A 23,563-nucleotide genomic window follows, 5' to 3' on the forward strand; every position below is an offset into this window, starting at 1 on the left:
GTCAGGACGCGTCGTCGAGCACCTGATAGCCGGCGTTGTACCCGGGGGTGAAGGTGATGCCCGGTCCGCCATGACAGCCGGCGCCGCCCAGGTAGAGGCCGTCGATCGGGATGGGCAGATCGAGGAAGCCCCTCGGTCCGGGCCGGTTGGGGCCCATCAGGTCTGGGTGCAACAGCCCGTGGCAGAAGTCGCCGTCGGGCGCTCCGAACATCGTGTTCATGTGGTAGGGCGCGAACGTGATGTGGCGTATCACGATGTCCTTGAAGTTCGGCGCGAACCTGGTGATCTTGTCGATAACCCGTTGCGCCATCTCGTTTTTGAGGTGCCCATGCTGCGAGCGGCTGACTTCGACCGGAAACGCATAGGCGAACGCGCTCGCCGCGTGCTTGCCCGGCGGCGCCATTGCGGGGTCGTGGACCGACGGGATCTGCATGCCCATCGACGGATTGTCCGGGACGATGCCCCGCCGGCAGTTTTCCCAGTGCAGCTGTTGGGATTCGGGCGACCCGAAGATGCCGATCGACTGTTGCATGCCGTCGGCGTTGAGGAACTCGTACGGCGGGGCGAACTCGGGCAGCCCGTCCAGGGCGAAGTGGATCTGCACGAACGAGGCGCGGTGGTCGCGACCGGACACGCGCGAGACAAGCTCCGCCGGAACGTGTTCGGGTGCGACGAGGTCGGTGAGAGTGACATCGGGTGACAGGTTGGACACGACGATCGGAGCCGAGATCGTCGACCCGTCGCGCAGTCGCACGCCGGTCACCCTCTGCTTGTCGACGAGGATCTGCCCGGCCTTGGTGCGAAAGCGGATCTCGCCGCCATGGGAGATGAAGAGCTCGCGTAGGTGTTCGGTGAGTGCGCCGATGCCGCCCTTCAGCTTGGTCATCATCGCGGTGCTGCCGTCGGGCACCGCCAGCGCGAACGCCAAACATGTTGCGCTGCCCGGGGTATACGGGCCGCGGTAGGTCGAGTTGACGGCTAGGAACGCCAGCATCCCGCGCATGACCGCGTGCCTTTGCTTGTCGGGCAGGTAGCGGTCGATCACGTCCATCGCCGAGCCGAACAGCATTTCGTGGATGGCCCGGCGTTCGGCGTCGTTGGTTGCGCAGGCATACATTTCGTCGAGCGTCTTGGGCGGCCGGCGCACTTCGAAGCGACCCAGCGCCTTCGCCGGTGCCTGGCTCCAACCGATCAATTCGGCCATGCCGGTGACGGCCTCGATTCCGTGTCTCTCGCCCAGGTGCGTCATCAGTTGCATCGGATCGCGATAGAAGATCATCGGTTCTTCGCCGTGTTCGCCGAGGTTGATCGACATCACCTCGGGCTCCACCGCCGGCAGCGTGTCGAGCCCGAGGTCTTTGGTGAGCTCGCTTGCCATGGGGAACTGCACCGAACCGGCGACCTCGTATCGGAAGCCGTCGATCAATTCGACCGTCGCCGCCATGCCCCCGGCATAGGTGTTGGCTTCCAGGCACACCGTGCGCAGGCCCGCGCGTTGCAGAATCGCCGCAGCGGTCAGCCCGTTGTGCCCGGCGCCCACCACGATGGCGTCGTAATCCGTTGTGCTCATGGCCCTCGCCTTCGTCGGGTTATCGAATGCAGAATATGTCAGTACTGACATAATTGGAAGGTGTCAGTATTGACCACTTCGGCTGGGATACGATCTCCCCTGAGATGACCGCCCTGGGCAACCGTCATGAACAACGACGACGATCGACGCATGAGGCACTTCGTCGTGCGGCGTTGAAGAGCTTCGCCCGCAAGGGTTTTGCGAATGTCACCGTCACCGAGCTGGCGCGCGAGGCCGGCGTCACCGAGCGCACCTTCTTCCGGCACTTCCCCACCAAGGAAGCCGTTCTTTTCCAGGACTACGAGACACAGCTGGAATGGCTGGCCGAGGCGCTCGCGCAACGCCCGCCGTCCGAGTCGTTGTTCGATGCGGTGCTGGCAAGCGTTTCCGCGTTTCCCCACGACCTCGAAGTGGTCCGCCAGGCCGCGACCGCGCGCGCCGAGCTGATCAGCGCCGACCGGATCGCCGGCCACCTACGGGTGGTGCAATCCTCGTTCGCCGGCGTGCTCACCGATTTCGTCAGGAAGCGCAACCCGGATCTGGCGGACATCGACCTCGCCGCCGAGGTCGCGGGTTCTGCGCTGGCCGCCGCCCTCGTTGCGGCAGTGGAGAATTGGGGTCGTAAGGGTTGCGCGGGCGACCTCGGCGAAGACGTTGCCGCGAGTCTGGATCTGGTGCGCTCCGGTCTGGCGCGGCTTGCCTGAGCAACCGAGGGATTTCCGCGGCCCTAACGTCGGTTGCAGTAGACGTCCCGTCCGCGCCAGCTGAAGCGAGTAACACCATGCCACTGCCTACGCGTCTGACGGAGTTTTTCGGTATCGGGCACCCCATCCTGCTCGCGCCGATGGCCCTGGTCTCTGGGGGCCGGCTCGCGGCGGCGGTGACATCGGCGGGTGGCCTGGGCCTGATCGGCGGGGGCTATGGCGATGCCGAATGGCTGGAGCGCGAATTCGACCACGCCGACGGCACGCGAGTCGGATGCGGATTCATCACCTGGAGCCTGGCCCGCGATCCGCGTCTGCTCGACATCGCGCTGGCTCGGCGACCGGCGACGGTCATGTTGTCCTTCGGCGAGTTGCGGCCCTTCGCCGATCGCATCCACGCCGCCGGCGTTCCGCTCACCGCCCAGGTGCAGAACCTGGACCAGGCGCGCCGGGCCCTGGATGCCGGGGCAGAGGTCATCGTGGCGCAGGGCGGCGAGGCGGGCGGGCACGGGATGAGCGTGCGTTCGACGTTCACGTTGGTGCCCGAGGTCGTCGACTTCGTCAACGAACGCTCCCCCGACACATTGGTCGTGGCCGCCGGCGGCGTGGGCGATGGCCGTGGGCTGGCGGCCGCGCTGGCCTTGGGTGCTGACGGCGCCCTCGTGGGCACCAGGTTCTGGGCGTCGCCGGAGGCGCTGGTGTCACCGCGGGCGCAGCAGCGGGCGGTGGCCGCCCGCGGAGACGACACCGTGCGCACCCGCGCCTATGACGTTGTGCGCCGCCTCGATTGGCCCGCCGAGTACAACGCGCGGGCGCTGCGCAGCGCCTTCCTGGACACCTGGCACGGTCGCGAGTCCGAGCTGTCGGCACAGCTGGACCAGGCGGTCACTGACTACGAGAAGGCCGTTGCCGCCGGGGATTTCGATACGGCCGCGATACTGATCGGCGAAGGCGTGGGGGGCGTCCGCGGCGTCCGTCCCGCGGCTGACATCGTCGCCGACATGGTCAGCGAAGCGGCGCACATCCTGAATCGCGACGCGACGGCCTAGACAGCCGAGCGAGGGGTCTGGTTTGCTCAGCTCGATACCCCATTGCGCGGGCAGGATTCGCCGACGGAATCCCCGCCGCGATGATCGGCCGCAACATCGAACGACCCTGTGCTATCGACCTTTACCCGCTCCCTACCGACACATGTAAGGACCCCATGGACATCGCCACCGTCGACGAACTGCTGAGCACCACCCGATCGGTGCGCAAACGGCTCGACCTGACCCGGCCGGTCGGCCGCGACGTGATCCTCGAGTGCATCCAACTGGCAATGCAGGCGCCCACGGCGAGCAACACGCAGGACTGGCGTTGGCTGGTGATCACGGACCCGGACAAACGCGCCGCCATCGCCGAGATCTACCGGAGCGTCGGCGCGCAGTACCTGGCGTACGCGGCGGACAACGCGACGGATCCGCAGACGCAGCGGGTGTACCAGAGCGCGATGAGCCTGACCGAAACGTTGGGGGACGTCCCGGTACACGTCATCCCCTGCCTCAACCAGCGCATCGACACCGCCGAACCGGGCATCGCCGCGGCGGCATGGGCGTCCATCATCCCGGCCGGCTGGAGCTTTCTGCTGGCGCTCCGCTCGCGTGGGCTGGGATCGGTGTGGACGACAATGCATCTGTTCAAGGAGCGGGAGGTGGCCGACCTGCTCGGCATTCCCCCCACCGTCACGCAGGCCGCGCTGTTCCCCGTCGCCTACACGCTCGGCACCGACTTCCGGCCGGCCGTGCGGCCGCCGGCGGCGACCATCACCTTCTGGGATGGCTGGGGGGAAAGCTGATGCAGTCCCACGCCGCGCGATTTCACAACGAGATGAATTAGGTTCTTGACCCCGGTACCCTCGATCCCTATGGGTGGAGTACCTAGGGCGGCACGGTTGGCTGCCGCGAGCCTGATGATCGCGGGGTGGGCCGCGTCGACGGTCGTTGCCAGCGCCGATCCCGACGAGACGCGGGGTCCCGCGCCCGGGCCCGCGGCCTCACCAGCACCGGCCGCCTCCCCGGCGCCGTCACCTGCACCTTCGGCAGCCCCGTCGCCCGCAGCGTCGCCTGGGGCCTCGCCGGCACCCGCCCCGGCAGGGCCGAAGACCACCATCGACAAGGACGGCATCTACGCGGTGGGGACTGACATCGTCCCGGGCATCTACAGCTCAGGTGGTCCCGTCGGCAACGGCACGTGCTACTGGAAACGGACCGGCAACCCCGACGGCGCGCTCATCGACAATGCCATGACCAAAAAGGCGCAGGTAGTTCAGATCGAGCCGGGCGACAAATCGTTCAAGACCTCGGGCTGCCAGCCCTGGCAACTGACGCCGGACGCGGTTCCGCCCTCGCAAGCGCCGCCCGCGGGCGTGCAGGGCACGCTCGGCATCCTCAACGGTCTGTTGGGTGGGAACGCGCAGCGGCCTCCGCAGGCGTCGCCTGCTCCGCAAGCCCCGGCACCGGCCCCATCGCCGGCACCGGCGCCGGCCCCGGCTGCGCCCGCCCCGCAAGCCGCGCATTCCTGATCGGCCCGCCGGCGCCGTGGCCAGCACGCAGCAGATCGTCGTGGTCGGCGCCGGCGTCAGCGGATTGACGTCGGCCATCTGTTTGGCCGAGGCGGGCTGGCCGGTCCGGGTATGGGCGGATGCCACGCCCAAACAAACGACTTCGGCGGTGGCGGGCGCCGTGTGGGCGCCCCCGCGGCCCGCGGAACGCGCGGGCGAGACGCTGCGTTGGACCGAGCACTCTTTGCAGGTGTTCCGTGATCTCGCCGGGGATCCCGACTCCGGCGTGCTGCTGGCGCCGGCCCTGGCCGTCGGCGAGCTGACCGCCGCCGAGGCGATGTCGTCCGCGGCCGCGCTGATCCCCGGCCTGCGGCCGGCCGACCCCGCCGACATCCCACCGGGTTTCGGAACCGGATTTCGCGCCACCGTGCCGATGATCGACATGCCGCACTATCTCGATTACCTGACCCGGCGGCTGGCTGCGGCCGGCTGCGACATCGAAGAACATCCCGTTCGATCCCTGGCCGAGGCGGCCGACACCGCCGAAATCGTGGTCAACTGCACCGGCCTCGCCGCGGGCGCGCTCACCGGCGACCCCACCGTGCGGCCGCTTTTCGGCCAGCATGTGGTGCTCACCAATCCCGGTCTGCGGCAACTGTTTCTGGAACTGAACGACGGCCCGGAATGGACCTGCTACTTCCCTCACCCGCAGCGGGTGGTGTGCGGCGGAATCAGCATCCCCGACCGCTGGGACACCGCCCCGGAACCCGAAGTGACCGAACGCATCCTGCAACGCTGCCGCCGAATCGAGCCGCGACTGGGCGACGCCGAGGTGATCGAGGTCATCACCGGGCTGCGGCCCGACCGCCCCTCGGTGCGCGTGGAGGCCGAACCGCTCGGGCGGGCGCGCTGCATCCACAACTACGGTCACAGCAGCAACGGCGTCACCCTGTCCTGGGGCTGTGCGCGTGACGTGGTGAGCCTGGCCGGCAGCCGCTGATCTCACGCACCGGTGCGGCGAATTATCAAGGACAGCAACCAACTAACGATCGACAAGACGATCGCCGCCCAGATGGCGGTCCACCAAAAGTGGTCGATCTGCAGCCCCCAGTGGGTGGTGTGCTCGGTGATCCTCGCGGTGATCCAGAGCATCAGCGCGTTGATGACGACATGGAACAGGCCGAGCGTCACGATGTAGAGCGGGATCGACAAGATCTGGACGATCGGCTTGATGAACGCGTTGACCAAACCAAAGATCACGGCGACGACGAAGATGATGCCGACCCGCTCGAGCCTCGTGCTGCCGCCCACGAAGCTCAGGCCATGCACGAAAAGGGTGACGATCCACAACGCGAATCCGGTCAGCGCGGCACGCACCAAAAAAGGGCCCATGCTCGTAAATCCTGCCATCCGGACCGCGAAGGTAAGCAGGAATCGGCGCGGTTAGTTCTGACCGGGGTGACCGGCTTCGCCCGTCGGTTCTCGTGCCTCGCTCGCTCGCGATTTCGGATGTCGGAAACGTATATTGAATTCCCTTGTGTCACTGTGTTTTCAGTGGTCACAATTCGGGGTTTTGTGTCGGTGGGCCTCGATAGTTTCGCGGTATGAGTTCGGGCATCGTGGATCGGGACGCGATCAGCGCGGCCTTCGACGCGCTTGATGCCGCCCTCGAGGGCGTGGCGGGGCTGTGTTTTGACGCGCTGGCTCCCCGGGAGTGCCTGGCGCTGCTGGAGCGCTGCGAAAAGGCGCGCCGACGCCTGCCCGTGCCCGAGCATGCGTTGATCAATCACCTGGCGCGGCAAGCCAGCATTCAAGAACTCGGTTCCACGCTGGATCAGGCGATCGCTGACCGCCTGCGGATCAGCCACACCGAGGCCGGCCGGCGGGTCAAAGAGGCCGCCGATCTGGGCCCGCGCCACGGGCTGACCGGTGAACTGCTGCCCCCGGTGCTGGCCGCCACCGCCGCCGCCCAACGCCGCGGTGAACTCGGCGCCGCCCATGTGGCGGTGATCCGCCGCTTCTTTCGCCGGCTGCCCGGCTGGATCGACCCGGCCACCCGCGAACGCGTCGAGGCCGACCTGGCCGGCCACGCCGCCTATCACCGGCCCGACGAACTCGACGGCCTGGCCCACGTCCTCGAAGATTGCCTCAACCCCGACGGTCTTTTCACCGACGAGGACCGCGCCCGTAGCCGCGGGGTAACCCTGGGCAAACAACAACCCGACGGCATGTCGGAGTTGCGGGGGCTGATCACTCCCGAACTACGGGCCACCGTCGAAGCCGTGGAGGCCAAACTCGGCGCGCCGGGCATGTGCAACCCGCTTGATGAGATGCCGTGTGTGGAGGGGACGCCCAGCCAGGCCGCCATCGACGGTGACACCCGCTCCAAGGCTCAGCGCGGCCATGACGCCCTGCTGGCCGCACTGCGGGCGCTGTTGGCCTCCGGGGAGTTGGGTCAGCACAACGGGTTGCCGGCCTCCATCATCGTCACCACCACCCTGGCCGAGTTGGAGGCCGCCGCCGGACGCGCCCTCACCGGTGGGGGCACCATCCTGCCGATGAGTGAGGTGATCCGCCTGGGCCGCCACGCCCATCACTACTTGGCGATCTTCGATAAGGGCAAGGCCCTGGCGTTGTATCACACCAAGCGGATCGCTTCCCCGGGGCAGCGGATTGTGTTGTACGCCAAGGACCGCGGCTGCACCGCCCCAGGCTGCGGGGTTAAGGGCTACTACTGCGAAGTCCACCACACCACGGACTACAGCAAGTGTCACAGCACCGACATCAACGACCTCACCTTCGCCTGCGGCCCGCATCACCGCATGCTCAACCCCGGCGGATGGCACACCCGCACAAACGCCCGCGGGGACACCGAATGGAAACCCCCGCCCCACCTCGAGCGCGGCCAACCCCGCACCAACACCTACCACCACCCCGAAAAACTCCTCCACCACGAACACGACGACGACGAAGAAGCCGACAACCCCGGCGCGGCATAACACTTCGCGATCGCCGCTAGACCCGAGGGCGGCGACCCGCCTCGCCCGGCTGCGCCGCGCTCGCGATCGCTGCTAGTTCAGGTTGTAGAAGCGCTGCGCGTTGCGCCCGCCGATCTTCTCGCGGGCCTCCTCGCTGATATCGGAGCGAGTCCGCAGGTGTTTGGTGCTTTCCGGCCACTCGCCGTCCCAATGCGGGTAGTCGCTGGCGAACATGATGAAATCGGCGCCCAGCACATCGATCACCCCGGGCAGAATCGGTTCCTCCGGTTCACACGTCACCCAGATATTGCCCGCGGCCAGATAATCGTGCGGATCGCGACGCCAGCCGCGCTCCACCCAGTCGCCGCGCTTCTCGTAATGCTCGTGCAGCCGATCGATGAAGAACGGAACCCACCCCGCGCCCGCCTCGAGGAAGGCCACCCGCAACGCCGGATGGCGCTCGAAGACGCCGCCGGAGACCATCGCGGTCATCGCGGTCATCTGGTCGAACGGAAAGCTGATGCAGTGCACCTGAATGTAATTCGTGAAGCGGTCCACGCCGATCTTGGGCAGATGAATGCCGGGGGCGCCATGCACACCCAGCGGCATCCCGAGGTCGACGGCGGCGGCGTAGAACGGATCGAGGTCGGGATGGTCGAGGTTGCGCGTCTTGAGCGCCGGCGGCACCAGAGTCGCCACCAGCCCAAGGTCTTTGGCTTCGGTCATGACATCGATCGCCAGCCGGCCGTGCTCGATCGGAGTTACCGCGACGCCGCGTAGCCGCCCGCCCGAGGCGGCGCAATAATCGGCGATCCACTCGTTGTAGAGCCGGGCGAATCCGGCCGCGAAGTCCGGGTCTTCGAGACTCGGCGCGCACAGGCCGAGGCTGGGGTAGAGCACCATCGTGTCGATGTGGTCGCGGTCGGCGTCGCCCAGCACGCCTTCGGCCGACCGGCAGTTGATATCGGGCGCCTTACTGATCCCGTGTTCGGGCGGGCAGCCTGCGCCCGGGCCGCGGTCCTCGGGGTAGTTGCGGCCTTCAAGCGTCAACCCGAGCTGCCCGTGTGTGCCTGGCTTGACGTGGTCCGGCCATCGCTTGATCGCTTCGACTGCCAGCGAAGAATTTTCGGCGACATGGCCGTCGGCGTCGATGATCCGCATGTCTCCGGAACTTACTCCCGCGTGGTGCGCGGCGAAACGGGTCGCGCCGACGCGCTCGGTAGGCCACGATGCTGACGTGACAACGCAGAGCCCGCAAAACAAGTTGACCGCCGATCAGCGCAATTCCTTCATCGCCGCCCTGTTGGGTTGGACGATGGACGCCTTTGATTACTTCATCGTGGTGCTCGTCTACGCCGACATCGCGAAGACGTTTCACCACAGCAAGGCCGAGGTCGCCTTCGTCACCACGGCCACCCTGTTCATGCGTCCCGTCGGCGCGTTGCTGTTCGGGCTGTGGGCCGACCGCGTCGGCCGGCGGCTGCCGCTGATGGTCGACGTCATGTTCTATTCCGTCGTGGGCTTCCTGTGCGCCTTCGCGCCCAACTTCACCGTGCTGGTGATCCTGCGCCTGCTGTACGGCATCGGCATGGGCGGCGAATGGGGGCTTGGCGCCGCGCTCGCCATGGAGAAGGTGCCGGTTCAGCGGCGCGGATTTTTCTCCGGGCTGCTGCAGGAGGGTTACGCATTCGGCTACCTGCTGGCGAGCGTGGCCTCGCTGGTGGTGATGGATTGGCTCGGGCTGTCGTGGCGCTGGTTGTTCGGCCTGAGCATCGTTCCCGCCCTGATCAGCTTGATCATTCGCTACCGGGTGGAGGAATCCGAGGTGTGGGAGGCCGCGCAAGACCGGATGAAGCTCACCAGCACCAGAATCCGGGACGTGCTGCGCAACGGTGCGATCATCCGGAGATTCGTCTATTTGGCGTTGCTGATGACGGCGTTCAACTGGATGAGCCACGGCACGCAGGACGTCTACCCCACCTTCCTGGGCGCGCACGCCAATCAGGGGGCCGGCCTGTCCAGCACGACGGTCAAGTGGATCGTGGTGGCCTACAACGTCGGCGCCATCATCGGAGGGCTCGTCTTCGGAACGCTGTCACAACGATGGAGTCGCCGCTACACGGTCGTCTTCTGTGCGGTGTTGGCGCTGCCGATCGTGCCACTGTTCGCCTACTCGCGCAGCGCTGCCATGCTGTGCCTGGGTTCGTTTTTGATGCAGCTCTTCGTGCAGGGCGCGTGGGGCGTGATTCCCGCCCACCTCACGGAGATGTCGCCTGACGCCATCCGCGGCCTCTACCCCGGTGTGACGTACCAACTCGGAAACCTGTTGGCGGCGTTCAACTTACCGATTCAGGAACGTCTCGCCGAATCCCACGGCTACCCGTTCGCGTTGGCGGCGACGATCGTGCCGGTGCTGGCCGCGGTTGTGGTCCTGACGCTGATCGGAAAGGATGCGACGGGAATCCGCTTCGGCACGACGGAAAGTGCTTTCCTCGCAACGGAAGCGACGTAAAGCTAGTGGGGGTCGCCCAGCATGCGCCGGAGCAGGTGCATGGCCACCGTCGTCGAGCGTTCCCGGATATCGGACCGGTTGCCGGGAAGACGCAAGGTGCGGGTATCCGTGCGGCCGTCGGGCGCCTTCACGCTGAAGCAGACCGTGCCCACCGGCTTTTCTTCGGTGCCCCCGCCCGGTCCGGCGATCCCGGTGATCGCGACCGCGGTGTCGGCGCCGAAGCGTTGCAGCGCGCCCGCGGCCATCGCCTCGGCCACCGGCTCGGACACCGCGCCATGGGTTTCGATCAGCGCGGGGTCGACGCCCAGCACCTCCGCTTTCGCCTCGTTCGAATAGGACACCACCCCGCCGGCCACGTAGTCCGACGATCCCGGCCGGTCGGTCAGCCGCGCGGCCAGCAGGCCCGCGGTGCAGGACTCCGCCGTCGCAATCCGGTGCCCGGCGAGAAGCTGCGCAACAAGGTCGTCGACGCGGGAGCCGTCCTCTGAGTAGAGCTGATGCCCGTGCCGTTCGCGCAGCAGCTTGGTCAGTTGCGCGTATGCGTCGGCGGCGCCCGGCTCGTAGCGGGTGACCATTTCGATCTCCCCGCGCCGCAGGCAGGTGGTGATCTCGAGCTGGTCGAAGCCGGGCACGGCCTTTTCGGCGTCGCGCAGCGTTTCGGCCAGCCCCGACTCGGGCAGCCCGAACATCCGCAGCATCTCCTGCCGATAAATGGTCCGGCCGGCGATCGCATCCTGCGCGGCCGGCGTCTGGATCGCCGTGTGCCACATCGGCTGCAGCTCGCGCGGCGGCCCCGGGAGCACGATCACCGTGGGCTTGCCGGGCACCACGACGCCGGGCGCCGTGCCGACCGGGTCGAGCACCTGCGCCCCGGCGGGAACCATGGCCTGCTTGCGGTTGGCGGCCCGCAGCGACTCGAAAGTGCCCGGATCCAAGGCGGATTGGAAGGCGGGATTACGCGCCATCAGCTTCTTGAGGATGTTCGCGATCTTCTCTTCGACCTCGGCGTCCAACAGCAGCTCGCGCCCGCAGAAGCGGGCCACCACCTCGACGGTCATGTCGTCGGCCGTGGGGCCCAGGCCGCCGCTGGTGACGATCAGGTCCACGCCTTGGTCGGCGAGAAACCGCAGCTGCGCCTCGATGTCGGCGGGGCGGTCGCCGCAGATCGTGATGTGCGCCAGCTCGACGCCCAGCTCCAGGAGACGGTCGGCGATCCAGGGTCCGTTGGCGTCTTGGACGCGTCCGGTGAGGACCTCTGTTCCGGTGACAACGATGCCTGCGCGTGCGCTCACCGGGATGAGCCTACGCATGGGTTTGCGGGACAATAAGCCGATGATCGAGTTAGAGGTGCTTGCGGCCGACGTGACCAAGCTCGACGTCGACGCGATCGCCAACGCGGCCAACACGCAGCTGCGGCACGGCGGCGGCGTCGCCGCGGCCATCTCGCGCGCGGGCGGGCCCGACGTGCAGCGCGAATCGACGGAGAAGGCGCCGATCGGGCTCGGTGAAGCGATCGAAACCACGGCCGGCGACATGCCGGCGCGATACGTCATCCACGCGGCGACCATGGAGCTCGGGGGACCCACCTCGGCCGAGATCATCGGTGCCGCCACGGCTTCGACATTGCGCAAGGCCGACGAACTCGGCTGCCGCACGCTGGCGCTGGTGGCCTTCGGCACCGGCGTCGGCGGTTTCCCGCTCGACGAGGCGGCCCGGCTGATGGTCGACGCCGTCCGGCGGCACCAGCCGGACTCGCTGCGCAAGGTGGTGTTCGCCGTGCACGGTGACGCGGCGGAGCAAGCTTTCCGGGCGGCGGTGCGGGGCTAGCGCTCGGAAAGGTAGCGCTCGACCGAGGCGACCTTCTGCGTCATCGCGTCGCTGGCCCCGGTGCGCCAGTCAGCCTTGATCACCGTGCTGACCCGGGGGGCCCGGGCGGCCACGGCCTCGACGGCCCGCTGCACCACCGCCATGACTTCTTCCCAGGTGTCGCCCTCGATCACCGTGAACATCGAGTCGGTCTTGTTGGGCAGGCCGGACTGACGGACAACCCGAACCGCGTCGGCGACGATCTCGCCGACACCCTCGCCGACCCCCATCGGGGTGACGGAAAACGCGACGAGCACGGACACCCTTCGAGCGTACCCACCCCCGCCCGGCCGGTCTGGCACCATCGAGGCCCATGCGGGTCTTGGTGCAACGGGTCTCGTCGGCCACGGTGTCGGTCGAGGGCGAGGTGGTGGGCGCGATCCGGCCGGATGGCCAGGGGCTGTTGGCATTCGTCGGCGTCACCCATACCGATGACGGGGACACCGCGCGCCGGCTCGCCGAGAAGCTCTGGAACCTAAGGATTCTCGCCGAGGAGCGGTCCGCGGCCGACGCAAGAGCCCCCATCCTCGTCGTCAGCCAGTTCACCCTGTACGCCGACACCGCCAAGGGCCGCCGCCCGTCATGGAATGCGGCCGCTCCCGGGGCCGTCGCCGAGCCGCTGGTAGCGGAGTTCGCCGCGGCGCTGCGGGGGCTGGGAGCCGAGGTGCAGACCGGGGTGTTCGGCGCCAACATGCAGGTCGAGCTGGTCAACGACGGCCCGGTGACGGTGCTTCTCGAACTCTGAAGGGTACGTTGGCCACCGTGGGCAGGACACCGGACTTCGGATCGCTGCGCTCCGACGACGACAACTGGGACATCGTCAGCAGCGTCGGCTACACCGCGCTGCTCGTGGCGGGTTGGCGTGCCCTGCACGCCGAGAGCCCGCGGCCGTTGGTACGCGACGAATACGCGAAAGTCTTCATCGCCGCCTCGCAGGACCCGTATCTGGCGGGGGTGCTGGCCAACCCGGGCAGCTCCGAGGACGAGATGGCCTTCCCACGCCTTTACGGCGTGCAGACCCGGTTCTTCGACGACTTCTTCGTCGCTTCCGGCCAGGCGGGCATACGACAGGCGGTGATCGTGGCCGCCGGGCTGGACTCGCGGGCGTTCCGCCTCGAATGGCCGGACGGCACAAGGGTGTTCGAAGTCGATTTGCCCAAGGTTCTCGAATTCAAGGCACGCGTGCTCGGTGAGCAGGGGGCGGCGCCGAAGGCCAGTCGGATCGAGGTCGCCGCCGACCTGCGCACCGACTGGTCGCGGCCGTTGGAGGCGGCCGGGTTTGACGTGGAGAGCCCGAGCGCCTGGTCGGTGGAGGGGTTGTTGCCCTACCTGACCGACGAGGCCCAACACGCGCTGTTCACCCGGATCAGCGGGCTCAGCGCGCCGGGCAGCCGGATCGCCATCGGCGCACTGGGGTCGCGGCTGGACCACGACCAACTCCACGCCCTGGAGGCGAATCACCCGGGGGTCAACGTGTCGGGCAACGTTGACTTTTCGGCCCTGACCTACCAACCGCAGTCCGACCCCGCGGAGTGGCTGACCGCGCACGGCTGGGCCGTCGAACCCGTCCGCAACACGCTCGACTTGCAAGCCGGGTACGGCATGACCCCGCCGGAGGTCGACGTCAAGATCGACAGTTTTATGCGGTCCCAATACATCATGGCGACCCGGTGAGGGCCTAGGGCTTCAGCAGGATCTTCACATCGTCGCCGGAGCGCGATTCCGCGGTCGCGTAGCCCTTGGCCGCGTCGTCCAAAGGCATTGTCGTGGTGAAGATGCCGTCGACGTCGAGGCGGCCGGACTGCAGCAGCGGGATCAATTCCGGCCAGGTTCGCTGCACCGGCGCCGTGGTCATCCGCAGCGTGATGCTGCGGATCAGGCAGCCCAGGGCGTTGAGGGGATACGGATTCATGTCGTGCACGCCGACGACCGAGACGGTTCCACCCGCCCGCACGGCGTTGAGCGCCTCGGTCAGCGAAGCGTCCGTGGCGACGGCGTCGATCACCGCGTCGACGCCTCGGCCGCCGGTGGCCGCGAGTATGGCCTCGAGCGCCGGCGCTTTGACGGGGGTCGCCCCCCACTGGGCGGCGCGCTGCAGCCGGCCGTCGACCTGATCGACCGCGAAAACCGTTGCGGCGCCCTGGAAAAGCGCGCTACGCAGCGAACACAGGCCGACCGCCCCCAGTCCGATGACGGCCACGGTCCCGCCCGGCGGAATGTCGGCGCGCTGCGCCGCTGCCCAGCCGGTGGCGAGATTGTCGGTGAGCAGCAACGCCTGCTCGGTGCTGATGCCCTCGGGCATCTTCAGCAGCTGGAAATCGGCGGCGGGCACCGCGAGCAGATCGGCCTGCGCGCCACCGAGCACGCCGCCGCCGAAGATCTGAAAACCGGAGTGGCACATGACCGGATCGCGGGTGGCGCACCCCGCGCAGGCGCCGCAGCCGGCGACCGACGACACCAGGACCTGATCGCCGACCTTGACGTTGCGCACCTGCGGCCCGGCCTCCACGACCGTGCCGACGGCTTCGTGGCCGAGCGCGATGGGGTCGGGCATCGGGAAGTCGGCCTCGTAGAAGTGCAGATCGGAGCCGCAGATTCCGGCGGCGGACACCTCGACGATCGCTCCGTCCGGGCCCGGCAGCGTTGGGTCGGGGCGGGTGTCGACCCGGATGGTGCGGGGCCCTTCGACGACTACCGTGCGCATATCGGTGTGCTCACTTCCCTTGTCGCGCTTGGTCTTTCTGGCGCACTACAAATTGTGACCAGTCGGGTTCGCACACCGCTGACCAGTATTCGTTGAGCCGCCACGGGCTGACGGTGTGAATCTCGCCGTCGGCGTTTTTGAAATACGAATGCGTGACCGCCGGGTGTGACCACACCATCTTCTTGATCTGGGTCTGCGTCCGCCGGTGCCAATCCGTGGCGGCGTCGGGTTTCGGCTCGACGGAGTGCACGTCGGAATCGGCCAGTCGTGCCAGGCACTGGTCGATGTAGCGCATCTGCAGTTCGGACTGGAAGATCAGGCTGCCGCCGTGGGCGAGGTGCGTCCCGGGCCCGTACACGATGAAGAAGTTCGGGAAGTCCGGCACGGTGATCCCGAGGTAGGCATAGGGCCTGCTCCCCCACATCTCGTGCAGGTCGACGCCGTTTCGGCCGGTGACCTTCAGCGGCCACAGCACATCGGTGTGCCGGAACCCGGTGGCGTAGACGATGACGTCGACGTCGTGCGTCACTCCGTCCTCGGTGACGATGCCGTGCGGCGTGATCCGGTCGATGGGGGTGCGCACCAATTCGACGTTGTCGCGCTGCAGCGTTCGCAACCAGGTGCCGTTGTCCTGCAGGGTGCGTTTGCCGCAGGCGGGATAGTCCGGCATCACCTTGGCCAACAACTCCGAGTCTTCGCCGACCTGGCTGGTGATCCACTGCGAGAACATCATGTGCGCGGCGGCATTGATGTCGCTGACGGCGTGGTCCTGATCGGCATAGTTCGGGTCGCCCTCGGCGGCGTCGAGGCCCTTGTCCGAGCCGGGCCACAGCACCAGGAACCGATACCACCTGCCGTAGAACGGCAGGTGGCGCATCGCCCAGCGCACACCGTCGCCGACCTCGTCGTGATACATCGGGTTCGGGAACATCCACTGCGCGGTCCGCTGGAACACCGTCAGGTGCTCGACCTCCTCGGCGATGGCGGGCGCGATCTGGAACCCGCTGGCGCCGGCGCCGACGAGCGCGACCCGCTTGCCTTTGAGATCCACCGAGTGATCCCAGGCCGCCGAGTGAAACGACGGGCCCCGAAAAGTCTGCGCTCCGGCGAATTCGGGAATGTTGGGCCTGTTCAGCTGGCCCACCGCCGTGATGAGCGCGCGTGCGCGCAGGGTCGACGTGCCACCGTCGGCCGACCGCAGCGAAACGTTCCAGGTGCCGTCTTCGTCGTCCCATTCGGCCGCGAGAACCTCGGTCTGCCAACGTATCCGGTCGGCCAGGTCGTGTTCGTCGATGACCTTGGTGAAATAGTCCTGCAGCTCGTACTGCTCGGCGAAGAAATGGGTCCAGTCGTTGTTGGGTGCGAAGCTGTAGCAGTAGAAATGGTTCGCCACATCCACCCGGGCGCCGGGATAGCTGTTCTCCCACCATGTTCCGCCGGGCCCGGCGTTCTTCTCGACGATGGTGAACGGAATGTTGGCCTGCTTGAGGCGCACGCCGGCCAGGATGCCGGATTCGCCACACCCGACGACGAGAACGGGAAGCTGCGCCGCGCGCTCGGCCGGCAACGCGGCTGGCCGCCGGGGGTCGACCCCGTCGAGGTCCAGCTCTTCGGACACCAACGACAGATAGTCGTCGGGAACGTGCTCACACGCCGCCCAGTCCATCATTTCCCTGATGAGTTCCGGGCTCAGCGGCTCCGGTTCGGGGCAACCGCGGTCCCGATACTCGGTGATCGCCGTCAGCGCCTCGGCGCGGGCGCGCGCCTTGTCCTCCTCCGACATGAACCCCTGGACCTCGTTGAGGAAGACGCCCATCTGCTTAAAGTCGCGGATGAATCGGGGGTCGCCGGTGATGTGGACGAGGGAGAGCAACAGCGTCGGGACGCTGACATCCTCTAGGGCGGTGGCGATCTCGGGCGTGGACGTGGTGAAGGGATCGCCGGCGTAGCGGCTGCGCATCAAGCCGATCCTCTCGGTGGTTTGGAAGCCAATTACGCTACGCGTAGTTTCGTAATTGGCAGCACTACGCTACCCGGTCGCTCGGTGCAGGATCAAGGGATCGGGCCGGGTGGCCGGCGGATGCCGCCGCAGCCGCGGTTCCGGCGACGGGTCGTAGTGATAGGGCGCAGTTCGGGACCCGCTGGCCACGTCAGTGCGCTCCGTACTAAACTAGAACACGTTCCAATTCGGCGAGCATCCCAGGAGTTGTAATGCACACCCCTATTTGCGACGAACTCGGCATCGAGTTCCCGATCTTCGCCTTCACCCACTGTCGCGATGTCGTCGTGGCGGTCAGCAAGGCCGGGGGGTTCGGCGTGCTCGGGGCCGTCGGCTTCACGCCCGAGCAGCTCGAGATCGAGCTCAACTGGATCGACGAGAACATCGGCGACCACCCCTACGGCGTCGACATCGTCATCCCCAACAAGTACGAGGGCATGGACTCGCACCTGTCCGCCGAGGAGCTGGCCGAGACGCTGCGCAAGATGGTGCCCCAGGAGCACCTGGACTTCGGGAAGAAGATCCTCGCCGACCACGGCGTGCCGGTCGAGGACAGCGACGGCGACAGCCTGCAGCTCCTCGGCTGGACCGAGGCGACGGCCACGCCCCAGGTCGAGGTGGCGCTCAAGCACCCCAAGGTGAAGATGATCGCCAACGCGCTCGGCACCCCGCCGGCCGACATGATCAAGCACATTCACGACGCCGGGCTCAAGGTCGCCGCGCTGTGCGGCTCCCCCTCGCAGGCCCGCAAGCACGCCGACGCGGGAGTCGACATCATCATCGCGCAGGGCGGCGAGGCCGGCGGGCACTGCGGCGAGGTGGGCTCGATCGTGCTGTGGCCGCAGGTCGTCAAGGAGGTCGCCCCGGTTCCGGTGCTGGCCGCCGGCGGCATCGGCAGCGGCGAGCAGATCGCGGCCGCGCTGGCTCTCGGCGCGCAGGGCGCGTGGACCGGATCGCAATGGTTGATGGTCGAGGAGTCCTCGAACACCCCGGTCCAGCAGGAGGCCTACGTCAAGGCCGGCAGCCGCGACACCGTCCGCAGCCGCTCGTTCACCGGCAAGCCGGCCCGCATGCTGCGCAACGACTGGACCGAGGCGTGGGAGGCCCCCGACAACCCGAAGCCCCTCGGCATGCCGCTGCAGTACATGGTGTCCGGCATGGCGGTTCGCGCCACCAATAGGTACCCCAACGAATCCGTCGACGTCGCGTTCAACCCCGTCGGCCAGGTCGTCGGGCAGTTCACCAAGGTGGAGAAGACGTCGACGGTCATCGAGCGGTGGGTGCAGGAATACCTGGAAGCCACCAACAGGCTGGACGAGCTGAACGAGGCCGCCTCCGTCTGACGACGGAGGCTGGCCCGGCCGGCGGGGCTAGACGTCGTCGACGTCCTGCCGGCCGGTGAAGACTTCCTTCGTCCGGTCCAGCGCGTACGTGCCAATGTCGATGGAATTCTGAACGATTCCGCTGGCGCCGCCGGCGAGGTCACCCCGGATGATGTCGCTGGCGTGCTCGACGATGTCGGACGCTTTCTCGACGGCGTTGGTCGCGATGTCCCTCGCCGCGTCGACCGCATCTTTGGGATTGAAGGCCATCTCGAGTCTCCTTTTGTCGCAGGTTCGTTGCTCTGACTCTAGACGGGCTGAGGCACCATTTCTCGACGGCGCCAATGCCTGCCGAGGCTCAGTAGTGCACCAGGGAGCGCCAGAAGTCTTCGGGAATTTCGGCCCCGGAGCGCAGTATTCGGGCCAGCCCGATGGCCATCGCGATGCCCAGCAGCCCCAACCAAAGCCCGACCACCGCGATGATGCACCACAACACGGTAGTGACCGCCGGCCACGGCGAGAACACGGCCAGCACCGGCGCGAAGAAAAATCCGGTGCCGATGTACCACGCCGACCCGGCGCGATCCGAGGCCAAGACGAAACGCAGCCAGCGGGGCACGGGCACCGCGCCGGGCTCGCTCCGTTTCATCGTCGTGCCGATCAGTCGGAGGGTGGGAAAAACCCTGCCCCGGTAAACCATCCGGGCTGCCACCCCTGGTCTCCCAGGCACAGCATGGGAAGCCCGTCCGGGGTCTGCGCCGCCGCCTGCGAGCCGGGGCATTTCGCGCCGGTCTGCTGGACTCCATACAGCGGGTAGGAAGCCACCCAGTACCCGATGGTGGCGGCCGGGAACTGATTGGGCGGCGGGAAGTGGCAGGCCTCGGCCTGGCCGCTGGGCCCTCGTCCGAAGATGAAGCGCTCGTAGTTGTCGCACGGAGCGCCCAGCGAAGCTTGGTAATTCATGCCCGGAACGTCTCCGTCGTAATGCGGGTCGGCGGCCGCGCACGGCGCCATGCCGATCGTGATGCCCGCTATCGAAGCGGCGCTCAGCAATTCCCGAATCATCTTCCACCCCGCCTGTCGTCGCCGGTGACCTGCACCAAAGCATATCGGTCGCGTCGCCGGCCACAAGACGGTTTCGGCGTGCGGCCGCGATCCCCCGTGTAGGCCCGCCGCGGCGGACAAAGCGCACCTGCGGAACACGTTCCAATTTGCCCTCGGCGATCTTGCGTCAATGCTTCCCAACCGTGGTCCGGCAGTGGTTTCCTTGCACAAGGACGCCTAGACGACTTCGTATCGAGGAGTGCGCCATGTCAACCGTCGAGTCCAGCACCAAGCCGGTCCCCAATCTGCCTCCCGGCTTCGACTTCACCGATCCGGACATCCACGCCGAGCGATTGCCGGTCGAGGAACTGGCCGAGCTGCGCCGCACGGCGCCGATCTGGTGGAACGAACAACCGATCGGGGCCGGCGGGTTCGACGACGGCGGCTTTTGGGTGGTGTCCAAGCACAAGGACGTCAAAGAGGTCTCGCTGCGCAGTGACGTGTTCTCCAGCCTGCAGAAGACAGCGCTGCCGCGCTATAAGGACGGCACGGTCGGCGAGCAGATCGAGCGCGGCAAGTTCGTCCTGCTCAACATGGACGCGCCGCAGCACACCCGGCTGCGCAAGATCATCTCGCGGGCCTTCACTCCCCGAGCCATCGAGCGCCTGCGTTCAGACCTCGCCGAGCGCGCCCGCCACATCGTCGAGGAGGCGGCCGCCGAGGGCCGCGGCGACTTCGTCGAACAGGTGTCGTGCGAGCTGCCGCTGCAGGCCATCGCCGGACTGATGGGTGTGCCGCAGGAAGAACGCAAGAAACTCTTCCACTGGTCCAACGAGATGGTCGGCGACCAGGATCCCGAATTCGCCAACAACGACGCGATCACCGCCTCGGTCGAACTCATCATGTACGGCATGCAGATGGCGGCCGAGCGGACAAAGAATCCGGGGGAAGACCTCGTCACCAAGCTGGTCCAGGCCGACATCGACGGGCACAAGCTGTCCGACGATGAATTCGGCTTTTTCGTGATCCTTTTGGCGGTGGCCGGAAACGAGACCACCCGCAACTCCATCACCCAGGGCATGATGGCCTTCACCGATTTCCCCGACCAGTGGGAGCTGTTCAAGAAGGAGCGGCCCGGCACCGCGGCCGACGAGATCGTCCGGTGGGCCACCCCGGTCACGTCGTTTCAGCGCACCGCGCTCGAGGACTACGAACTGTCCGGCGTGCAGATCAAAAAGGGCCAGCGGGTCGTAATGGTCTACCGCTCAGCCAATTTCGACGAGGAAGTCTTCGACGATCCGTTCACCTTCAACATCCTGCGCGATCCCAACCCGCACGTCGGCTTCGGCGGAACGGGCGCCCACTACTGCATCGGCGCGAACCTGGCGCGCATGACGATCGACCTGATGTTCAACGCGATCGCCGACGGCATCCCCGATCTCGAGTCCATCGGCAAGCCCGAACGCCTCCGGTCGGGCTGGCTCAACGGGATCAAGCACTGGCAGGTGGACTACCACACCGATGGAGCAGCGAAATCGCCTGCCGCGCACTAAGCTAGGCCGATGCCCACACATCAAGCTGTCCGGATACAGTCCGCGGGCGGCCCCCTAGAGCTGGCCGAAGTCGAAACCCAACCACCCGGTCGCGACGAGGTGCGACTGACGGTCGCCGCGTGCGGCATCTGCGGCACCGACGCGCACTTCGTTAACGGTGGGTTCCCGGGCATGTCGTGGCCGCTGACCCCCGGGCATGAAATCGCGGGCAAGGTCGCCGAAATCGGCGACGGCGTCGAGGATTTCGCGATCGGCGATCGCGTCGCGGTCGGCTGGTTCGGTGGATGCTGCTATCACTGCGAGCAGTGCCGCAAAGGCCTGTTCATTCACTGCGAGAACGGGAAGGTGCCGAGCTGGCAGTACCCCGGCGGGTACGCGGAGTCGGTGACGGTTCCGGCCAGCGCCCTGGCCCGGATACCGGACGAGCTCTCCGACGCCGAAGCTGCCCCCTTGGGTTGCGCGGGCGTCACCACCTACAACGCCTTACGTCACGCCAAGGCGCTGCCCGGCGATCGGGTGGCGATACTCGGCGTCGGCGGCCTGGGGCACCTCGGCGTGCAGTTCGCCCGGGCGATGGGCTTCGAGACCATCGCGATCAACCGCGGTACCGGCAAAGCCGACGACGCCCGGAAACTGGGCGCCCATCACTACATCGATTCGACAGCCAACGATCCCGCCGAGGCGTTGAAGGACTTGGGTGGCGCGACGGTCGTCCTGGCCACCGCGGGCAATTCGAAGGCCATGGCCGCCACGGTCGGTGGCATAGTCCCCCGGGGCGAACTGGTCACCGTCGGCGTCACGCCCGAACCGCTGCCGATCAGCCCCGTACAGCTGATAACCCCCGGAGTCAGCATCGTCGGCCACCCCTCCGGGACGGCCAAAGATGTCGAAGACACCATGCGTTTCGCGGTCCTGTCCGGCGTCCGGGCGTGGATCGAGGAGTTGCCGTTGGCGCAGGCGGCCGAGGGCTATGCGGCGCTGGAGCAGGGACGAGCGCATTACCGCACCGTCTTGACCATGTGACACCGTTGGTCCGTGACTGCTGACGAGGGCGCGGCGTGGACGATCGGGCCATCCGACGGTGAATTGTTGCTCCACACCGGGGTTGCCGGCCGAGCCGCACGAATGGGCCACCGCCTCACCATCGCGATGTCGCGCTGGCGTGCGACCGTGGGTTGGGCCGGTTCCCGACCCGTCGGTGCGGAGCTTGTGGTCGAGGTCGATTCGCTCGACGTACTGAGCGGCAAGGGTGGCGTCAAAGGGCTGTCCGCGATCGAGAAAGCACAGGTCCGGTCCAACGCTTTGAAGTCGTTGCACGCCAACCGCTTTCCCGAGATCCGCTACACCGCGGACGTCATCGAGCAGGCCGACGACGGGTACCGACTCACCGGCACGCTCGCGATCCGGGGCACCTCACGAGACCACGTCATCGACGTGCGCACCGAGGATCTCAAAGACGCCTGGCGCATGTCCGCTGAAACCACCGTCCGTCAAACCGATTACGGCGTGAAGCCCTACTCGCTGCTGATGGGCTCGGTTCAAGTCGCGGACGATGTGTCCTTGACCTTTACCGCGGTTCACGCCAAGGACGGGTGAGCCACCCGCTCGGGAGAATCAGGGTTGCGGCTCGGCCGCTGCGCGCGGCGCTGAATCGGCTGCCGCGTCGCCCGCGTCGCCGGGGATGTGCTCGAGCACTCGGGTCAAATAGGGCTGCCCGTTACCGGAATCCGGCTGCCGGTCGCCGCCAATGCCCGCTTGCTCTTCCGGAGCGGCCGGCGCGGGGGCGGGTTCGCCCGCGGGCGGCTGGGCGTGCGCGGCGGGGCGCTTGAGCTGGGGGGCCGCCGGAAGCGGCGCGACGGCCTTGGCCGCCTCGGCGGCCTGGGGCGTGGCTGGATGGGTGGTGTGCTTGGCCGCGGGCGCGCTGGCCGGGCCCACGTGAATCCCCACCGCGAGCGACACCGAGCCGACGAAGGTGATCGCGCCGGCCGCCAACGCGGTGAGGGCTCCGGAATACGAGAGGTGCCGCTGGCGTGCGGGCGCCGCGGAAAGGGGTTCGCTGTGGTGCTCCACGAGTTGTTCGTCGGTGAACTCGGTGCTGCGAGCCGCCGACAGCGCTGCGCCGCGCGCGATCGTCACCTGGGCCATCGATTGCACGAAAACCGGCACCGGCAACGCCTTTTCGAGTTGCCATGAGAACCCGTCGATGTCGGCGCCGACGACGACAACCCCGCCCGGCTGCCATCCGTCGCGGTCGAACATGCCGGTCAGCCATCGGGTCAGGCCATCGAGGCCGCCGCGCACATGTTTGGTTGCCGTCTGGGTCTCCCCGTCATGGGTGTCGACCATGACGACGGTCGTGGCGTCATGGTCGAGAATGCAGACCGCGGTCTGCTCGTAACCGATGACGGGCGCAATGGCCTGCGCCAAGGTCTCGATGGCCTCGAGGAACCGGATCGGCACGACATTGTCGAAGCCCGCGTCGGTCAACGCCTCCAGCACCAGTGCGGCCTGAGCGGATGCGTCGTCGTTCCAGGTCACCCCGATGACACGCAGGCGGTGATCACTCGCGGCCGCCGCCGTGTCGACCCGCAGTACCTCGTCTACCACTTGCTCCGCGGTGCTCACGGCGCGGACGCCCCGGCCGGCGCGCAGCGCCAACTCCTGGTGATCCAGGATGGTGCCGTCTGCGCCGTGTCCTTCAGCGAGGACCCACCCGACGGCGGTCGACGTCACTGATAGGCCAAGTACCGTGTCCAAATCTATGCCCCAATC

25 protein-coding genes are annotated in these 23,563 nt (G+C 67.4%); 14 read left to right on the forward strand and 11 right to left on the reverse strand.

The window, feature by feature from the left end; genetic code table 11:
• Position 1: 1 nt before the first annotated feature.
• A complete protein-coding gene (locus AC0KTM_RS10485; protein WP_472415523.1) occupies positions 2 to 1,570 on the reverse strand; it encodes a phytoene desaturase family protein in 1,569 nt (522 codons plus the stop codon).
• 104 nt (positions 1,571 to 1,674) lie between these two features.
• Between AC0KTM_RS10485 and AC0KTM_RS10490 the strand changes: the two genes are divergently transcribed.
• The 5 genes from AC0KTM_RS10490 to AC0KTM_RS10510 all read left to right on the forward strand — a co-directional run bounded on the left by AC0KTM_RS10490 (position 1,675) and on the right by AC0KTM_RS10510 (position 5,813).
• Positions 1,675 to 2,274: a TetR/AcrR family transcriptional regulator gene (locus AC0KTM_RS10490; RefSeq protein ID WP_238955840.1), complete on the forward strand. Its 600-nt coding sequence runs from the start codon at positions 1,675 to 1,677 to the stop codon at positions 2,272 to 2,274.
• A 77-nt stretch (positions 2,275 to 2,351) separates the two neighbouring features.
• Entirely contained in the window at positions 2,352 to 3,323 is a 972-nt protein-coding gene (locus AC0KTM_RS10495; protein ID WP_238955841.1) for an NAD(P)H-dependent flavin oxidoreductase, read from the forward strand.
• Between the two features lie 155 nt (positions 3,324 to 3,478).
• Positions 3,479 to 4,108 carry a nitroreductase family protein gene (locus tag AC0KTM_RS10500; protein ID WP_225329252.1) on the forward strand — a complete coding sequence of 210 codons (630 nt, stop codon included), beginning with the start codon at positions 3,479 to 3,481 and terminating at the stop codon, positions 4,106 to 4,108.
• A gap of 69 nt (positions 4,109 to 4,177) precedes the next feature.
• Entirely contained in the window at positions 4,178 to 4,834 is a 657-nt protein-coding gene (locus tag AC0KTM_RS10505) for a hypothetical protein (protein WP_225329251.1), read from the forward strand.
• Between the two features lie 16 nt (positions 4,835 to 4,850).
• Positions 4,851 to 5,813: an FAD-dependent oxidoreductase gene (locus tag AC0KTM_RS10510; RefSeq protein WP_238955842.1), complete on the forward strand. Its 963-nt coding sequence runs from the start codon at positions 4,851 to 4,853 to the stop codon at positions 5,811 to 5,813.
• 2 nt (positions 5,814 to 5,815) lie between these two features.
• Here AC0KTM_RS10510 and AC0KTM_RS10515 read toward each other — a convergent pair whose 3' ends face one another.
• Entirely contained in the window at positions 5,816 to 6,205 is a 390-nt protein-coding gene (locus AC0KTM_RS10515) for a phage holin family protein (protein WP_225329249.1), read from the reverse strand.
• Between the two features lie 212 nt (positions 6,206 to 6,417).
• Here AC0KTM_RS10515 and AC0KTM_RS10520 point away from each other — a divergent pair, with 212 nt between their 5' ends.
• Positions 6,418 to 7,812 (forward strand): HNH endonuclease signature motif containing protein, encoded by a 1,395-nt coding sequence (locus AC0KTM_RS10520; RefSeq protein ID WP_472415524.1) that lies wholly within the window; start codon positions 6,418 to 6,420, stop codon positions 7,810 to 7,812.
• A 72-nt stretch (positions 7,813 to 7,884) separates the two neighbouring features.
• Here the strand turns inward: AC0KTM_RS10520 and AC0KTM_RS10525 are convergent, their stop codons facing one another.
• Positions 7,885 to 8,952, reverse strand: coding sequence for an amidohydrolase family protein (locus AC0KTM_RS10525; RefSeq protein WP_225328878.1), 1,068 nt, complete (start codon positions 8,950 to 8,952; stop codon positions 7,885 to 7,887).
• On the opposite strand from AC0KTM_RS10525, the gene AC0KTM_RS10530 reads away from it, so the two are divergent.
• Positions 8,951 to 10,303, forward strand: a complete 1,353-nt coding sequence (locus AC0KTM_RS10530; RefSeq protein ID WP_225328877.1) for a sialate:H+ symport family MFS transporter — start codon at positions 8,951 to 8,953, stop codon at positions 10,301 to 10,303. The two genes, AC0KTM_RS10525 and AC0KTM_RS10530, sit on opposite strands and share 2 nt — an antisense overlap.
• A 2-nt stretch (positions 10,304 to 10,305) precedes the next feature.
• Here the strand turns inward: AC0KTM_RS10530 and AC0KTM_RS10535 are convergent, their stop codons facing one another.
• Positions 10,306 to 11,595: a competence/damage-inducible protein A gene (locus AC0KTM_RS10535; protein WP_472408512.1), complete on the reverse strand. Its 1,290-nt coding sequence runs from the start codon at positions 11,593 to 11,595 to the stop codon at positions 10,306 to 10,308.
• Positions 11,596 to 11,635: 40 nt separating this feature from the next.
• On the opposite strand from AC0KTM_RS10535, the gene AC0KTM_RS10540 reads away from it, so the two are divergent.
• Positions 11,636 to 12,130: a macro domain-containing protein gene (locus AC0KTM_RS10540; protein WP_225328876.1), complete on the forward strand. Its 495-nt coding sequence runs from the start codon at positions 11,636 to 11,638 to the stop codon at positions 12,128 to 12,130.
• Here AC0KTM_RS10540 and AC0KTM_RS10545 read toward each other — a convergent pair.
• Positions 12,127 to 12,432: an MTH1187 family thiamine-binding protein gene (locus AC0KTM_RS10545; RefSeq protein WP_225328875.1), complete on the reverse strand. Its 306-nt coding sequence runs from the start codon at positions 12,430 to 12,432 to the stop codon at positions 12,127 to 12,129. The genes AC0KTM_RS10540 and AC0KTM_RS10545 overlap by 4 nt on opposite strands.
• Positions 12,433 to 12,482: 50 nt before the next feature.
• Between AC0KTM_RS10545 and dtd the strand changes: the two genes are divergently transcribed.
• The gene (gene dtd / locus AC0KTM_RS10550; protein ID WP_225328874.1) at positions 12,483 to 12,914 is read left to right on the forward strand and encodes a D-aminoacyl-tRNA deacylase; all 432 of its coding nucleotides are present in this window, start codon (positions 12,483 to 12,485) and stop codon (positions 12,912 to 12,914) included.
• A gap of 17 nt (positions 12,915 to 12,931) precedes the next feature.
• Entirely contained in the window at positions 12,932 to 13,843 is a 912-nt protein-coding gene (locus AC0KTM_RS10555; protein WP_472415525.1) for a class I SAM-dependent methyltransferase, read from the forward strand.
• A 4-nt stretch (positions 13,844 to 13,847) separates the two neighbouring features.
• On the opposite strand, the gene AC0KTM_RS10560 is transcribed toward AC0KTM_RS10555, so the two are convergent.
• Complete coding sequence (locus tag AC0KTM_RS10560; RefSeq protein WP_225328872.1) at positions 13,848 to 14,873, reverse strand: alcohol dehydrogenase catalytic domain-containing protein; 1,026 nt, start codon at positions 14,871 to 14,873, stop codon at positions 13,848 to 13,850.
• Positions 14,874 to 14,883: 10 nt separating this feature from the next.
• A complete protein-coding gene (locus tag AC0KTM_RS10565) occupies positions 14,884 to 16,833 on the reverse strand; it encodes a flavin-containing monooxygenase (protein ID WP_225328871.1) in 1,950 nt (649 codons plus the stop codon).
• A 251-nt stretch (positions 16,834 to 17,084) separates the two neighbouring features.
• On the opposite strand from AC0KTM_RS10565, the gene AC0KTM_RS10570 reads away from it, so the two are divergent.
• A complete protein-coding gene (locus AC0KTM_RS10570; protein ID WP_067248280.1) occupies positions 17,085 to 18,215 on the forward strand; it encodes a nitronate monooxygenase in 1,131 nt (376 codons plus the stop codon).
• A gap of 27 nt (positions 18,216 to 18,242) precedes the next feature.
• On the opposite strand, the gene AC0KTM_RS10575 is transcribed toward AC0KTM_RS10570, so the two are convergent.
• The 3 genes from AC0KTM_RS10575 to AC0KTM_RS10585 form a co-directional block, all read right to left on the reverse strand.
• Complete coding sequence (locus tag AC0KTM_RS10575; RefSeq protein WP_008256834.1) at positions 18,243 to 18,464, reverse strand: Rv1893 family protein; 222 nt, start codon at positions 18,462 to 18,464, stop codon at positions 18,243 to 18,245.
• 88 nt (positions 18,465 to 18,552) lie between these two features.
• Complete coding sequence (locus tag AC0KTM_RS10580) at positions 18,553 to 18,843, reverse strand: hypothetical protein (RefSeq protein WP_238955844.1); 291 nt, start codon at positions 18,841 to 18,843, stop codon at positions 18,553 to 18,555.
• Positions 18,844 to 18,854: 11 nt separating this feature from the next.
• A complete protein-coding gene (locus AC0KTM_RS10585; protein ID WP_238955845.1) occupies positions 18,855 to 19,259 on the reverse strand; it encodes a hypothetical protein in 405 nt (134 codons plus the stop codon).
• A 245-nt stretch (positions 19,260 to 19,504) separates the two neighbouring features.
• Between AC0KTM_RS10585 and AC0KTM_RS10590 the strand changes: the two genes are divergently transcribed.
• Genes AC0KTM_RS10590 through AC0KTM_RS10600 form a run of 3 tightly spaced genes read left to right on the forward strand, consistent with a single transcriptional unit; the run spans position 19,505 to position 22,387 of the window.
• Positions 19,505 to 20,791, forward strand: a complete 1,287-nt coding sequence (locus AC0KTM_RS10590; RefSeq protein WP_238955846.1) for a cytochrome P450 — start codon at positions 19,505 to 19,507, stop codon at positions 20,789 to 20,791.
• 9 nt (positions 20,792 to 20,800) lie between these two features.
• Positions 20,801 to 21,814: an alcohol dehydrogenase gene (locus AC0KTM_RS10595; RefSeq protein ID WP_238955847.1), complete on the forward strand. Its 1,014-nt coding sequence runs from the start codon at positions 20,801 to 20,803 to the stop codon at positions 21,812 to 21,814.
• A gap of 12 nt (positions 21,815 to 21,826) precedes the next feature.
• On the forward strand, positions 21,827 to 22,387 hold the full coding sequence (locus AC0KTM_RS10600; protein ID WP_238955848.1) for a YceI family protein: 561 nt from the start codon (positions 21,827 to 21,829) through the stop codon (positions 22,385 to 22,387).
• 18 nt (positions 22,388 to 22,405) lie between these two features.
• On the opposite strand, the gene AC0KTM_RS10605 is transcribed toward AC0KTM_RS10600, so the two are convergent.
• Positions 22,406 to 23,548 (reverse strand): DUF7159 family protein, encoded by a 1,143-nt coding sequence (locus AC0KTM_RS10605; protein ID WP_238955849.1) that lies wholly within the window; start codon positions 23,546 to 23,548, stop codon positions 22,406 to 22,408.
• Between the last annotated feature and the right edge of the window lie 15 nt (positions 23,549 to 23,563).

It is taken from the genome of Mycobacterium sp. NTMscope_Eco_3 (assembly GCF_976985685.1).

Coding starts and splice junctions, on each gene's coding strand:
- dtd (WP_225328874.1), top strand. CDS start 12,483: ATGCGGGTCTTGGTGCAACGGGTCTCGTCGGCCACGGTGTCGGTCGAG.
- AC0KTM_RS10495 (WP_238955841.1), top strand. CDS start 2,352: ATGCCACTGCCTACGCGTCTGACGGAGTTTTTCGGTATCGGGCACCCC.
- AC0KTM_RS10560 (WP_225328872.1), bottom strand. CDS start 14,873: ATGCGCACGGTAGTCGTCGAAGGGCCCCGCACCATCCGGGTCGACACC.
- AC0KTM_RS10570 (WP_067248280.1), top strand. CDS start 17,085: ATGCACACCCCTATTTGCGACGAACTCGGCATCGAGTTCCCGATCTTC.
- AC0KTM_RS10595 (WP_238955847.1), top strand. CDS start 20,801: ATGCCCACACATCAAGCTGTCCGGATACAGTCCGCGGGCGGCCCCCTA.
- AC0KTM_RS10580 (WP_238955844.1), bottom strand. CDS start 18,843: ATGAAACGGAGCGAGCCCGGCGCGGTGCCCGTGCCCCGCTGGCTGCGT.
- AC0KTM_RS10505 (WP_225329251.1), top strand. CDS start 4,178: ATGGGTGGAGTACCTAGGGCGGCACGGTTGGCTGCCGCGAGCCTGATG.
- AC0KTM_RS10525 (WP_225328878.1), bottom strand. CDS start 8,952: ATGCGGATCATCGACGCCGACGGCCATGTCGCCGAAAATTCTTCGCTG.
- AC0KTM_RS10485 (WP_472415523.1), bottom strand. CDS start 1,570: ATGAGCACAACGGATTACGACGCCATCGTGGTGGGCGCCGGGCACAAC.
- AC0KTM_RS10590 (WP_238955846.1), top strand. CDS start 19,505: ATGTCAACCGTCGAGTCCAGCACCAAGCCGGTCCCCAATCTGCCTCCC.
- AC0KTM_RS10490 (WP_238955840.1), top strand. CDS start 1,675: ATGACCGCCCTGGGCAACCGTCATGAACAACGACGACGATCGACGCAT.
- AC0KTM_RS10575 (WP_008256834.1), bottom strand. CDS start 18,464: ATGGCCTTCAATCCCAAAGATGCGGTCGACGCGGCGAGGGACATCGCG.
- AC0KTM_RS10565 (WP_225328871.1), bottom strand. CDS start 16,833: ATGCGCAGCCGCTACGCCGGCGATCCCTTCACCACGTCCACGCCCGAG.
- AC0KTM_RS10540 (WP_225328876.1), top strand. CDS start 11,636: ATGATCGAGTTAGAGGTGCTTGCGGCCGACGTGACCAAGCTCGACGTC.
- AC0KTM_RS10585 (WP_238955845.1), bottom strand. CDS start 19,259: ATGATTCGGGAATTGCTGAGCGCCGCTTCGATAGCGGGCATCACGATC.
- AC0KTM_RS10530 (WP_225328877.1), top strand. CDS start 8,951: ATGTCTCCGGAACTTACTCCCGCGTGGTGCGCGGCGAAACGGGTCGCG.
- AC0KTM_RS10520 (WP_472415524.1), top strand. CDS start 6,418: ATGAGTTCGGGCATCGTGGATCGGGACGCGATCAGCGCGGCCTTCGAC.
- AC0KTM_RS10515 (WP_225329249.1), bottom strand. CDS start 6,205: ATGGGCCCTTTTTTGGTGCGTGCCGCGCTGACCGGATTCGCGTTGTGG.
- AC0KTM_RS10500 (WP_225329252.1), top strand. CDS start 3,479: ATGGACATCGCCACCGTCGACGAACTGCTGAGCACCACCCGATCGGTG.